Annotated in this window: 12 protein-coding genes and 1 pseudogene; 7 read left to right on the top strand and 6 right to left on the bottom strand. The window is 45.2% G+C overall.

Annotated features, from left to right (window positions below):
• Positions 1-32: 32 nt before the first annotated feature.
• Positions 33-1,154: pseudogene (locus tag RLO19_RS16335) on the bottom strand (amidohydrolase family protein).
• 229 nt (positions 1,155-1,383) lie between these two features.
• Between RLO19_RS16335 and RLO19_RS16330 the strand changes: the two are divergent.
• Both RLO19_RS16330 and RLO19_RS16325 read left to right on the top strand, forming a co-directional pair.
• Positions 1,384-1,887: a GNAT family N-acetyltransferase gene (locus tag RLO19_RS16330; protein WP_446358040.1), complete on the top strand. Its 504-nt coding sequence runs from the start codon at positions 1,384-1,386 to the stop codon at positions 1,885-1,887.
• Positions 1,888-1,914: 27 nt separating this feature from the next.
• Positions 1,915-2,064: a TauD/TfdA family dioxygenase gene (locus RLO19_RS16325; RefSeq protein WP_446358038.1), complete on the top strand. Its 150-nt coding sequence runs from the start codon at positions 1,915-1,917 to the stop codon at positions 2,062-2,064.
• Between the two features lie 44 nt (positions 2,065-2,108).
• Here the strand turns inward: RLO19_RS16325 and RLO19_RS16320 are convergent, their stop codons facing one another.
• The 5 genes from RLO19_RS16320 to RLO19_RS16300 all read right to left on the bottom strand — a co-directional run bounded on the left by RLO19_RS16320 (position 2,109) and on the right by RLO19_RS16300 (position 6,868).
• Entirely contained in the window at positions 2,109-2,720 is a 612-nt protein-coding gene (locus RLO19_RS16320) for a hypothetical protein (RefSeq protein WP_446358037.1), read from the bottom strand.
• Between the two features lie 158 nt (positions 2,721-2,878).
• Complete coding sequence (locus RLO19_RS16315) at positions 2,879-4,333, bottom strand: adenylate/guanylate cyclase domain-containing protein (protein WP_446358035.1); 1,455 nt, start codon at positions 4,331-4,333, stop codon at positions 2,879-2,881.
• A 187-nt stretch (positions 4,334-4,520) separates the two neighbouring features.
• Complete coding sequence (locus tag RLO19_RS16310; RefSeq protein ID WP_446358033.1) at positions 4,521-5,258, bottom strand: DUF1995 family protein; 738 nt, start codon at positions 5,256-5,258, stop codon at positions 4,521-4,523.
• Between the two features lie 271 nt (positions 5,259-5,529).
• Entirely contained in the window at positions 5,530-6,180 is a 651-nt protein-coding gene (locus RLO19_RS16305; protein ID WP_446358031.1) for a response regulator transcription factor, read from the bottom strand.
• A gap of 151 nt (positions 6,181-6,331) precedes the next feature.
• Positions 6,332-6,868 (bottom strand): (2Fe-2S) ferredoxin domain-containing protein, encoded by a 537-nt coding sequence (locus tag RLO19_RS16300; protein WP_446358029.1) that lies wholly within the window; start codon positions 6,866-6,868, stop codon positions 6,332-6,334.
• 346 nt (positions 6,869-7,214) lie between these two features.
• Here RLO19_RS16300 and groES point away from each other — a divergent pair, with 346 nt between their 5' ends.
• From groES to RLO19_RS16275, 5 genes are all read left to right on the top strand, one after another.
• On the top strand, positions 7,215-7,526 hold the full coding sequence (gene groES, locus RLO19_RS16295; protein ID WP_446339129.1) for a co-chaperone GroES: 312 nt from the start codon (positions 7,215-7,217) through the stop codon (positions 7,524-7,526).
• A gap of 124 nt (positions 7,527-7,650) precedes the next feature.
• Entirely contained in the window at positions 7,651-9,285 is a 1,635-nt protein-coding gene (gene groL / locus RLO19_RS16290) for a chaperonin GroEL (RefSeq protein ID WP_446358027.1), read from the top strand.
• A gap of 250 nt (positions 9,286-9,535) precedes the next feature.
• Complete coding sequence (locus RLO19_RS16285) at positions 9,536-9,973, top strand: hypothetical protein (RefSeq protein ID WP_446358025.1); 438 nt, start codon at positions 9,536-9,538, stop codon at positions 9,971-9,973.
• Between the two features lie 108 nt (positions 9,974-10,081).
• Entirely contained in the window at positions 10,082-11,068 is a 987-nt protein-coding gene (locus RLO19_RS16280) for an NB-ARC domain-containing protein (RefSeq protein ID WP_446358023.1), read from the top strand.
• A gap of 22 nt (positions 11,069-11,090) precedes the next feature.
• Entirely contained in the window at positions 11,091-12,449 is a 1,359-nt protein-coding gene (locus RLO19_RS16275) for a tetratricopeptide repeat protein (protein WP_446358021.1), read from the top strand.
• Positions 12,450-12,487 lie beyond the last annotated feature (38 nt).

Below are 12,487 nucleotides of genomic sequence, written 5' to 3'. Positions count from 1 at the left end.
TCCACCTCTTAAAATGTTGTAACATTTAATTATTATTCTTTTAAATAAAGTTGGCGGGTGTTTTCACAGAGAATCGCACAAGCAACTGATTCAGCTTCCTTGGCGGTCAAATCACCATCATGAATCGCTCCATCTAACACCTGACTTAGCACCTCTCGCCCCCATTTTGCCCCCAAATAGTACAGTTCGGGGATATTGTGGGCGTCGGAGGAATACATCAATTTACTGGTTGGCGTCAGTTCTAACAGTTGCTGAAGCGTTCCACGCATTCCAGCACCACTCAAAAACGGTACAGCTAATCCAAAATCTAAATAGACTTGAGGATAAACTGATGCTAAATATCCAGCCTCCTGACTATAGGGATAAGCCGCGTGCAGTAGGACAATGGGGACGTTTTCAAAGCGTTTATCTTCGAGGAGCGATCGCAGATACAGAGGATTACTCAATCGCAGATCCAAATCCGGGTCACCAAAACCCGTATGAAATTGTATAGGCAACTGGTATTTTGCAGCAATTTCTAGGGCTTGGGTGATTAAAAAATCAATGAAGGGCTTGTCTGATAGGCGCAATGATTGACTGGCATTTGTTTGCTTGATCTCATAGAATCGTTGCTCAGCAAACTCCTTGGGTGTCCATTGAATATCTAAACCGGTTCGGTAAGCGGCAACACTTTTGAATCCTACAACTCCAGCAGGTGGTGGATCAAGCTGACTATGGAAATGTTCCATAAATATGTTAAAATTGTCCGCCTCTATAATCATATTTTAGGCTAGATATTCCAATCGTAGAATACGCTTTACCGGAACAAATTGCTGATGCCATTCGAGGGGCAGAATATCATCGGCTAAAAAGCCATCATCGAGAAAAATTGCCTGAAGGTTAGATGTATGAAAACATTTCTGAGTAAGTTTTTCTAACCCCAGTTGCCTGCGATGTTCCAGAATTGCGGCTTCTGTTGGTTCGCAATCCAAAAGTTGAGCAATATCCCGTAAACTGCGTCGGTAGAACAGGCTATAACGGGCATGATGATTAATAATATGAGGATGATACCCTTCAGTAAAAGCAGCCGTATAAGGATAACGATCTATAGCCGAGGGGTGCAGTAGGTTGTGAGCATGTTGATCGATCGCGGCAATATCCCAGAGGTCGAGCATTATTGGGATTTTAGGTTTTATGGTTTATTGTTTATTGTTTATTAATTTAGTGTAAAACCGTTGAGATTGGGGAACAGGAAACAGTAAAAATTTGATGCTTGTTAACATTTCTTATACAGCTTACCAGAATTTATGTCCAGGTACTTATAACTGTAGCCCTGTGCCTGAGAGTTGATCGAGAGGCAACCAAAGACGATAATAAAGCTCGATAGCCTTGATTTCGTATACGATGAAAACCTATTACCGTGACTTTTTAATTCGGGACTGGGAACCACGCGATCGCGTCACCGCCGCTGAGGTGATTGGTTCCGTCTTGTCAGAATACGGCTTAACCTGGGAACCTAGGGGAGCTGATCGTGATGTGGTTGACGTCGAAACCTTCTATCAAAAGGTTGGGGGAGAGTTTTGGGTGATAGAATACCTTGGTAAAGTTGTGGGAACGTCGGCGTATTATCCTGTCGAACGCGGCGAAAACGCTGTAGAGATCCGCAAAATGTACCTGCTTCCAGAGGTTCGAGGTGAAGGGCTCGGTAAATTTTTATTGCAACAGCTTGAACAAACAATTGCCAACCGGGGTTTCCAAAAAATTTGGATTGAAACCGCCAGCGCTCTCCAAGAAGCCATCCAGCTTTATGAAAATAGCGGCTATCAGCAAACCACAGGGGTAGAGACAAAGCGGTGCGATCGCGTTTATGTTAAACAACTAGAGTTACCTTTTGCACCTTCCCCCTAGACTAGACTAGGAGTTGTTTCAGACATTTTGGACTGTACGCCAATTTACGCCCATGTTTGGCAACCTGGATATATTTTGTTTTGGGATAACTCTCAAGTCATACATACAGGTATGCCTTACGATGCCCAGAAGTATAAACGGATTGTCCTGCGTGTTGGTGTTGTAAATAACAGGTAATATCAAGTCCGGTCAATTGACTATAATAACAAGTGCGATCGCTCTCACTCTCCCTCCAAAATTCCTAGCAGGATTCTGACTAAATGATCCAAATCATCAGGTACTTTAAACAAATTGATATCTTGATGAATCTGTTGTTGACTGCGTTCCAGTTTACCAAACCTCCAAATATCACCCATTGTTACGGCTCCGTATAACACATTTTGTTCCTCAATATGTGATAGGGCAATTAACTCAACCGCTAACTGAGTAAATCCTCTAGTGAGGTCATCATTTTTGGCTTCAATGACCAGTAAATTGTTGGTTGACTGCAATAGATAATCAAGATTGCCCTTGAGCCAGTTGTTGATAGTTAAAGGATATTCAATTCTAATTTTGCATTGGCAATAACAAACTACCTCCAACATAACTGGAGATACGAGTGTTTCTCTTCTTGCCGTCTCATTACTCAAACTGATAAAGGGTAAAATGTCTTCTATTCTTTGCTTGAGTTCTGGCAGTCGATCTAGCTGCTTAGTTGTTTTAGGCAGAGATAGGCGGGATTTAATCAGTGAATAATTAAACTCAGCTAGAATGTCATCAGCTTCATAGGGTAACTCGAAGTAAGACCGAAAGGTGTAAGACTGACCTTCTTGCAGGATTTTGATTTTTGCCATAGTGCGTTTACCGTTGTTTGATTAGGAGATGAGTCTCCTCGATTTAGGATTGGGCATTTACGGTAAATTGTAGAGTAGATTGGCTCCAAGAGATAGCTAATCCCCTACTAAGGTGTAATTTAAGCCGCCCCGACGTAGAGACGTTGCATGCAACGTCTCTACAATCCCTGCTTCCCGATCAGCCAATAGCTGGTCATTTTCCCTTTTCCCTTAACCGCGATCGCACCCCGTTCTTCAAATACATACTGATCCTGCAAACGCTTTTTTGTCGCCGCCGTCACTTGAATTTTCCCCGGAAGTCCAGATGATTCCATGCGAGACGCCACATTAACCGCATCTCCCCAAAGATCATAACTAAACTTTTTAATCCCAATTACACCAGCTACCACAAGTCCCGTATTAATGCCAATGCGAATTTGGAAGGGTTCCCCTTGTGGTGTTTTAAACTGTTGAATGGCTTGTTGCATATCCAATGCCATTTGAGCAATTGCCTCGGCATGGAGATCATTCACTACAGGTAAACCCGCCACAGCCATATAAGCATCGCCAATCGTTTTGATTTTCTCAATGCCATGTTTTTCGGCTAATTGATCAAAAACAGAAAAAATCTGATTTAATAGATTAAGCAGTTCTAAGGGAGATATTTGAGCCGCAAAGTGAGTAAAACCGACAATATCGGCAAATAAGATAGTGGCTTCAGTAAATTGTTGTGCTAAAGTTCCCTCAAATTGTTTTAATTGCTCAACAATAGTCTTGGGTAAAATGTTTAGCAATAACCGTTCTGACTTTTGTTGTTCTAAGCGCAGAGCTTGTTCAGCTTTGATGCGATCGCTAATATCCGATTGAATTCCAACGAAATGAGTCAGATTATTTCTATCATCATGAATGGGCGAAATTGTCAATTCATTCCAGAATGGTGTTCCATCTTTCCGGTAATTGAGTAAGGTAACGGTGCAATGTTGTCCAGCTTTTATCGCAGCACGAAGTTGAGTCACAGCAGGCTGATTAGTATCTTTTCCTTGCAAGAAACGGCAATTGTAACCCAAGACTTCAGCGGCAGAGTAACCCGTTATTTTCTCAAAGGCAGGATTAACATAGATAAGGGGCATATCCGGCAAACGCGCATCAGCAATGACAATGCCAACACTACTCGCCGCGATCGCTTGATCCCGTAGTTTAACGGTTTCCTGTACTCCTTTACGATAAGCCTGACTACCTCGCCAATTGCTTTCGGTGACATCTTGGGCAATGCCATAGCTGACACTATTTTGGTAGGCTCCCAAACGCCAAGACAGCCAACGATAGCTTCCGTCTCGACAACGAAAGCGATGTTTAAGGCGTATCGGGGTTGTATTATCCTGGAGAGTGTAACATTGATTCTCCATATCAAAAGTAAATGCCACATCATCAGGATGAACAAACTCTAACCAAGGACGCGATCGCAGTTCATCCAACGTCCAGCCTAGAGTCTTTTCCCAAACGGAGTTGAGTTCTCTAAAATACCCGTTACTATCACGGGTACACAACAAATCAGGAGAAAGATCGAAGAAGGCTTGGAGAGATGCTTCCCTATGGAATAGGTTTGGCTCATTCTCCTCACAAGAAGGATTCATTGGACATGTTCCAGGGAAGATTTACGGTTGGTTTTTGCACCCTCTATCGGAATTTTCTATTCAATTTCAATTATCCCATTGACATATTGAAGTGTAGAATCATATCATAAATGACGCTTTTTCAACATTTTTGGGAAAAAGACGCTGTATATCCTGTGGTTTTGAAGTTTAGTGTTTAGATTTTTGATTAACGACTTAATGCATCTAAAAAGCTCTGTAGTGTAGAGAGAAACCCGGTTTTTTTGGGCGCAGACACTTCTTCTGAGTCAGTGCTACCCGTTACTTTGGCAATAATCAATTCTAAGGCATCTCCTACAGGTTTTTGCGGTTCTTCAGCAATAAGCTGATAGGCATTTTCCCCTTCCAGCAAGATTTGCCACATTCCCGGATAAACCCGCAAAAGAGCCGCCCCATCAAGAGGTTGGACGTAGTAACAAGAGGTTAGGGTGCTGAGAAACCGTTCACGGAGTTGACGTGCGGCGTAGCCAATACCAACCACTTTGAGATCTTCAAGCTGGGGAATGAGTAAAACGCAGGGGCGATCGCCAGCCAAATTGCAGATTTTTTCCACTTGAGTCACTTCCACCGCCGAGGGAGCAACAATCAAAAACGCCTCATCCTCTGGCTGAATTCTACTTTCGACAGGGGAGCGACTTGTGCCAATGTCTGTCACTTTAAACGGTGTTTCTCCCCAGTCTCGACGGGCGAGTGCAGCAGCCCCAGTATCAGGAAAGAGAACCTTTAGCCCCGAACCATACTGTTCAAAGATAGGGGTAAATTGCCATGCAAGGGATTGGGCTTGCAAGGCAATCTCTGGAAAAACTAACTCGACTTGCAGGCGAGTATATCCATCATTGAGAGCAGCTTGTGTCGCTTCGCGAGCTTGAGCGATCGCTTCGTCTAAGGTTTGAGGAAGTTCAGCCATCGGTCATTTGTCCTTTGTCCTTCGTCCTTGATGCATAGTGCGTCGTGTCCTCTCAATTGTAACGAACTATGAATCACAAGATGGAACAGGGAATAGTTTAGAATTTTGAGTTTCTCGTTTTGACCCAACGCCCTTGCTAGTCGGGCATGGCGCTTGTGTCGGGGCTCTTTTCACCATTATCGTTTATTACCTCACCTAGATGAGACTCAACCCGCCCTGACTCAGGTATGGAAGTTTTTGGCGAATGACGAATGACATAAAACAATGACCCCTAAGCCTGACAAGTTTCAATTGCCCAACGAGCTAATTCGGTACGGTTATGCAATCCAGTTTTGCTCAGCATATTAGAAACATGGCTTTCAATCGTGCGCTGACTCACATTAAGCTCCTTAGCAATTTCCCGATTTGCCAACCCCCGTGCCACAAACTGTACAACCTTCAGTTCAGTTGGTGTCAATTCCACATGGGCGGGAACTTTAATGGTAGATGGCGGCTCTCCTGCAGGTGTCGGGGAGCGAGTCGTTAAGCGGCTAGCCTGTCTCAGAGAAGATTCAACTTGAGCGACCAATTCTTCTGGCTCAAATGGTTTGACCATGTAAACATCGGCGCCGGTGTTGAGTCCCTTTACCCGATCATGGCTTTGTCCTTTGGCAGAGAGAAATAGCACGGGAACCCAGTTCATGCGCGGATCTTGCCGAACATACTCAACCAGAGCATAGCCATCCATCTCTGGCATCATCACATCACAAATGATCATGTCTGGAATATCTTGCTCTAAAACATCCAGCGCCTCTCGACCATTTTCCGCCGTGATCACTTTGTACCCGCGAAACTCTAGGTAGTCCTTAACGAGCAAAATTAGATTAGGGTCATCGTCAATCAGCAGCAGTTGCTTGTTAGTTCTGATACCGTTTTCTTTCATTTTCTCCCCCCGTGGAGACCCCCGCTAGACCGCTCGATTCGGTTAGTAGGCGGGTAGTTTACGTCCTATTTTAGTCTACTGAACCAGAAAACTAAAGGCTCTCCAGTAGTCAGGGTGAGAAGAGCCGTTAAGTTTAATTTTTCCCACCTACTTAGCTCCTCCAGAAGCGCTGGAAAATCTGGGTCCAAGGACTTTTGGGTTGATCTACACGGGCGACTTTTGCGGGAGTTATCTGCGGTTTAAATTGACTGTCGGCTCTTTTAACTCCTGCAGGTTCTGAGATAGGAGATTGATCCGTTTCTGGAAGAGGATGAATTAAAAAAGCATAGTCTTCGACAATCTTGTTGCCAATAAGATGCTCTTGGATAATCCGTTCGATGACCTCTGGCGTCGCGTTACGATACCAAACGCCATCAGGGTAAACCACCAGAATTGGACCGCTAGCACAGACGCGCAGACAGTTGGCTTTGGTACGAAAGACGCAGCTTTGTCGCTCCTGAGTGGGTTGATCCAGCTTGAGCTGTTTTAGACGGGTTTTTAAGTAGTCCCAGGAATCAAGACCCGCTTGTTTAGAGCAGCACTTCGGTTTAGTCTGGTCAGCGCACAGCAAAATATGGCGTTGAATTTGATTGAGTCCTAGGCTATGTACATTTTTTGCCAACAGTGTTTTGTCTGATGCTGTATTCATCGTAATCTGTCTTACCCCCTAAAAATTCCCATTATCCTGTAGGGTAGCGCGTCACTACAGGTCTTGAGTTTTAAGTGTTCCAGACGTGCCATTATTCGTCTTTCCGGGGCGGGTTTAGGGACAAACACTAATTGTTTTACCTAACTTTTTTGCCAAACTCGCCCTACCCCTCACCCAACACCCCTACTTCACCACCCATCCTTTAGTTCGGGAACCCGTACCCGGACATTGATTGCACTTTGATGCCTTAGTTGAGTAAATTAGCACTCAGAAGCAGAGAGTGCTAATCACTCAACAGCAGAAAGTGCGAAGTGAGACTAAACCACGCAAATTAGGAGGGAATTCAATGGCAGCCGTATCTCTGAGTGTTTCTACAGTCAAGCCATTAGGCGATCGCGTTTTTGTCAAGGTCAGTGCCGCTGAAGAGAAAACTGCAGGTGGCATCCTGTTACCCGACAACGCGAAAGAGAAGCCTCAAATCGGGGAAATTGTCGCGACAGGTCCTGGCAAGCGCAACGATGATGGCTCTCGCTCGGAACTGGAAGTCAAAATTGGCGACAAAGTTCTCTACTCTAAGTATGCCGGTACTGATATCAAACTAGGCAACGAGGAGTATGTTCTACTTTCAGAAAAAGACATCCTCGCCGTCGTTTCCTAGTCGTGATCCCTAAACGTTCAGGAGTACACTAAGCCAGGGATCTGGCAATTCTCCTGAATGATGAACTCATCTCAATTTCTAATAATTCACCGTTCAATTCTCAGACTCAACATCACTGAAATCTATGGCTAAGCGCATCATTTACAACGAAAATGCTCGTCGCGCCCTGGAAAAGGGTATGGATATTCTGGCAGAAGCCGTTGCCGTTACCCTCGGTCCAAAAGGTCGCAACGTGGTTCTAGAGAAAAAATTTGGCGCTCCTCAAATTGTCAATGACGGAGTGACCATTGCTAAAGAAATCGAATTAGAAGACCACGTAGAAAACACGGGTGTCGCCCTGATTCGTCAAGCTGCGTCTAAGACTAATGATGCGGCGGGTGACGGTACTACAACCGCTACCGTGCTGGCTCATGCCATGGTCAAAGAAGGATTGCGGAATGTTGCGGCTGGTGCGAATGCCATCGCCCTGAAGCGGGGGATTGACAAAGCCATTACTTTCTTGGTGGACAAGATTGCCGAAAATTCCCGTCCTGTTGAAGATTCTAAAGCCATTGCTCAAGTCGGTTCCATCTCTGCCGGTAACGACGAAGAAGTTGGCTCGATGATTGCCCAAGCAATGGATAAGGTGGGCAAAGAAGGCGTGATTTCCCTCGAAGAAGGGAAATCTATGACCACTGAATTAGAAATCACCGAAGGGATGCGCTTTGACAAGGGCTACATCTCGCCCTACTTCGCCACCGATATGGAGCGGATGGAAGCGATTCTGGAAGAACCCTTCATCCTGATTACCGATAAGAAAATTACCCTGGTTCAGGACATAGTACCTGTGCTAGAGCAAGTTGCTCGTTCGAGTCGTCCTCTGCTAATTTTGGCTGAAGACATTGAAAAAGAAGCCCTGGCGACTCTGGTGGTCAACCGTCTGCGCGGTGTGCTCAACGTCGCTGCGGTTAAAGCTCCTGGTTTTGGCGATCGCCGCAAAGCTATGCTGGAAGATATCGCGGTATTGACAGGTGGTCAAGTGATCACCGAAGACGCGGGTCTGAAGCTGGAAAACACCAAGCTAGATATGCTGGGTAAAGCGCGTCGCATCAACATCACCAAAGACAATACCACGATTGTGGCTGAAGGCAACGAAGCGGCGGTTAAAGCCCGTTGTGAACAAATCCGTCGTCAGATTGAAGAATCTGATTCTTCCTACGACAAGGAGAAACTGCAAGAGCGTTTGGCGAAGCTGTCCGGTGGCGTTGCGGTGGTAAAAGTTGGGGCGGCTACGGAAACTGAAATGAAAGACCGCAAGCTGCGCTTAGAAGACGCGATTAACGCGACCAAGGCGGCGGTAGAAGAAGGGATTGTTCCCGGTGGTGGTACGACTCTGGCTCATCTGACTCCTACCCTGGAATCTTGGGCAAATGAAAACCTGACCGGTGAAGGTTTGATTGGGGCAATGATTGTTTCTCGTGCGCTCGCCGCGCCCCTGAAGCGGATTGCTGAGAATGCGGGTCAAAATGGTGCGGTTATCGCTGAGCGGGTGAAAGAGAAAGACTTTAACGTTGGCTATAACGCAGCGACGAATGAGTTCGTTGACATGTTTGAAGCCGGTATCGTTGATCCCGCCAAGGTGACTCGTTCCGCCCTGCAAAATGCAGCCTCTATCGCGGGGATGGTATTGACCACTGAATGTATTGTGGTTGACAAGCCTGAACCCAAGGAAGGTGCTGGTGCTGGCGCTGGTGCTGGTATGGGCGATTTCGATTACTAATCGCTGATGGTGTAGGGGCAATTCATGAATTGCCCCTACACTCAGTTGGATTGTACGTCGATAAAGCTGTCTCTTCTTTGACGAGACAGCTTTTTAAGTTATTCAAGAGAAAAAATATGAAACAAGAAATTGATATTCATAAAAAATACCTATTTGCTTTTTCCAGTCAGTCAATTTTTTACGAGTACAGGACTGGTACAGCTAAAATGGTGGGATAGAATAGACACAATTATCATTCGCTGCGTCAGCTATGATACCAGAATTAATCGCCGTAGAAGCTGCCAAAATCTTATGTGGTGCGGTTATCGAAACCGGGGTAGGCAAGGCAACAGAAGGCGCAATTGTTAAACTGCGAGATACCATAAAGCGCAGATTGTCAAGCAATCCTGATGCAAATCGCGCGATCGCAGCCGCCCAAAAGGGTTCTCAACCCGACTTAGCACGGGTGACGGAGTATTTGCAAGCGGTGATGAACCAAGATACCGCCTTTGCCCAAGAGGTGCAACGTCTGGCAGGACAGGTTGTGAATATAAGTAGTATAGCCGATCAGCGGACTGTGAGTAAAAAGAGCGATCGCAGCAGCCGCACGGTTGAAGTGAAAGCTGACACCACAGGGGATATTATTAGCGATATTAAAGCCGACTCCATTGGGCGAATTGGCGGGAGAGATACCACAAACAACTACTGACTACTGGTAGAAAATCAGCGCAGCACCCCACCCAATTTAGATGAAATTCGCCCCAGTACCGATAATTGGCAAGGGCGAAACTTAGAACGCCAAACCATTGGGGATTGGATGGCGGATGGGAATACTCGGTTAATTGGAATTACGGGTATCGGTGGGTTAGGAAAATCGACGCTGGCGGCGAAGGTTTACGACGAGGATAGTACAGAATTTGACGATAAAGTTTGGGCTGATATTAGCCGGATTGGGTTTACCGAGTTAGCGCGGCGCGTCTTATTGAAATTTGGAGTATCTCCGGAAACCATCGAGGCGATACCCGAACAATCCCTGGGGAATGTATTGGTAAATCATCTGCGTCAGGGGCGGTATTTGCTGGTGATGGATAATTTGGAAACTCTGTTGCAATCTGATGGTGGGGATAACAAGAATACCTCTATTCGCGATGAATCCTATCGGCAATTTTTCTATGGCTGGTTGGAATGTGGCGGGAAAAGTGTGGTGTTGGTAACAACGCGGGAACGGTTGGATTTGCCACCGATTCGATGTCAATGGTTATCCTTACCGGGATTAGAACCTTTGGAAGGGGCGACGTTATTGCAGGCGTTGGGAATTCGGGGAATAGAGGAGGAATTAGTCGAGTTTTCCCAGAAGGTAGAGGGACATCCATTATTATTAAAGCTGGTGGCTGGGTTTTTATTAGAAGAGGAAGAATTCGATCCCCAGATTCGGTATTTGCAGCGCTATGAGTTGGCGGATATATCCCATTTGTTAAGGGGTGATAATTTAACCGGATTGCATCGGGGTACAGTCGATATCTGGATGCGGCGGGTGTTAAATGAGAGTTTTGGGCAGATTAGTCAGAGAATGCAGCAATTGGTATTGGGGGTATGTGTTTATCGGATTCCTTTTAATTCAGCGATGGCGTTGGTGCAAATAACCTCTCCCCCAACCCCTCTCCATCCCCCCTTGCCCCCCTTTGAAAGGGGGGTGGGAGAGGGGAGCAATATTAGAAGCAACATTTATACGAATTCTCCTCCCTTCCCTGGCAGGGAAGGGGGGTTGGGGGGGGTTAGGTTTTTCTCAAAAAGAAGAACCTGATATCAAAAGCATTGAACAAGATTTGCGTCAGTTGGTTAGGCGTTCTCTATTACAGGAAGAGAGAGATAAAGATGGAGGGCGGTGGTTTAAGTTTCAGCCGTTGATTCAGGAATATGCGAAATACAAAGGGGGAGATTTAACCCAGGCGCATCAACGGGCGATAAACTATTATCTTTTAAATCTTAAACAACCTCCTTGGGGCACAATAGAGGATGTAGCCGAATATCTGGAAATATTCTATCACTGGTGTGAACTTAAACAGTATATTCCAGCCTTTAACATTCTGGACTACTGCGATGAGTTTTTAACATTGCGTGGGTATAACCACATTCAGGTTGAACTGTATGAGCAGTTCGTGAAAGAGTGGAATCGCAGTCAGTCAGAGTGGCAATTTACCGCATCTCTCACATCTTTGGGCAATGCTTACTGTTCCCTAGGGGAATACCGACAGGCAATAGAATACTATCAGCAGTCTTTAGTAATATTTGAAGAAATAAGCGATCACTGTGGGATTGCTAGTTCTCTGATAGGTTTGGGTAATGTTTACTGTTCCCTAGGGGAATACCAAGGAGCAATAGCACACTATCAAGACTCTTTAGCCATATATGAAGAAATCGACGAGCGCAATGGTATTGCTGATTCTCGGGTAGGTTTGGGTAATGCTTACCTTCGCTTAGGAGAATACCAACAGGCAATAGAATACTATCAAGACTCTTTAGCCATATATAAAAAAATCGGTGATCGCAATAGTATTGCTACTCCTCTGGGTAATTTAGGTAATGCTTACCTTTCCTTGGGAGAATACCAACAGGCAATAGAATACTATCAAGAGTCTTTGGCAATATGTGAAGAAATCGGTAATCGCCATGGCATTGCTACTTCTCTGCATAATTTGGGCAGTGCTTACCTTTCTTTGGGAGAATACCAACAGGCAATAAAACACTGTCAGCAGTCTTTAGTAATATTTGAACAAATAAGCGATCACTGTGGAATTGCTAGTTCTCTGATAGGTTTGGGCAATGTTTACTGTTCCATAGGGGAATACCAAGGGGCAATAGCATACTATCAAGATTCTTTAGCAATATGTGAAGAAATCGGTAATCGCCATGGCATTGCTAATTCTCTGAATAATTTGGGCAATGCTTACAATTACCTAGGGGAATACCAACAGGCAATAAAATACTGTCAGCAGTCTTTAGTGATTCAAGAAGAAATTGGGGCTCGCCATGGCATTGCTTGTTCTCTGCATAATTTGGGCAATGCTTACGATTCCCTAGGGGAATACCAACAGGCAATAGCATACCATCAGCAGTCTTTAGCAATTAAGGAAGAAATGCGCCTTCGTCAAGCATCTGCGTCAGCACCTATGAGCAAAAATTGAACAGATAGACAACCTATCTTATCATTTCCGCTTACTTC

Origin of the sequence: Coleofasciculus sp. G2-EDA-02, from assembly GCF_040226375.1 — a bacterium.
Taxonomy (GTDB): domain Bacteria; phylum Cyanobacteriota; class Cyanobacteriia; order Cyanobacteriales; family Coleofasciculaceae; genus Coleofasciculus.
The sequence above is the reverse complement of the archived record's forward strand: the minus strand, read 5'-3'. Positions and strand labels throughout refer to the sequence as shown.

Excerpts from the sequence above, each read along its gene's own strand:
- RLO19_RS16330 (WP_446358040.1), top strand. The coding sequence starts at position 1,384 with ATGAAAACCTATTACCGTGACTTTTTAATTCGGGACTGGGAACCACGC.
- RLO19_RS16320 (WP_446358037.1), bottom strand. The coding sequence starts at position 2,720 with ATGGCAAAAATCAAAATCCTGCAAGAAGGTCAGTCTTACACCTTTCGG.
- RLO19_RS16315 (WP_446358035.1), bottom strand. The coding sequence starts at position 4,333 with ATGAATCCTTCTTGTGAGGAGAATGAGCCAAACCTATTCCATAGGGAA.
- RLO19_RS16310 (WP_446358033.1), bottom strand. The coding sequence starts at position 5,258 with ATGGCTGAACTTCCTCAAACCTTAGACGAAGCGATCGCTCAAGCTCGC.
- RLO19_RS16305 (WP_446358031.1), bottom strand. The coding sequence starts at position 6,180 with ATGAAAGAAAACGGTATCAGAACTAACAAGCAACTGCTGCTGATTGAC.
- RLO19_RS16300 (WP_446358029.1), bottom strand. The coding sequence starts at position 6,868 with ATGAATACAGCATCAGACAAAACACTGTTGGCAAAAAATGTACATAGC.
- groES (WP_446339129.1), top strand. The coding sequence starts at position 7,215 with ATGGCAGCCGTATCTCTGAGTGTTTCTACAGTCAAGCCATTAGGCGAT.
- groL (WP_446358027.1), top strand. The coding sequence starts at position 7,651 with ATGGCTAAGCGCATCATTTACAACGAAAATGCTCGTCGCGCCCTGGAA.
- RLO19_RS16285 (WP_446358025.1), top strand. The coding sequence starts at position 9,536 with ATGATACCAGAATTAATCGCCGTAGAAGCTGCCAAAATCTTATGTGGT.
- RLO19_RS16280 (WP_446358023.1), top strand. The coding sequence starts at position 10,082 with ATGGCGGATGGGAATACTCGGTTAATTGGAATTACGGGTATCGGTGGG.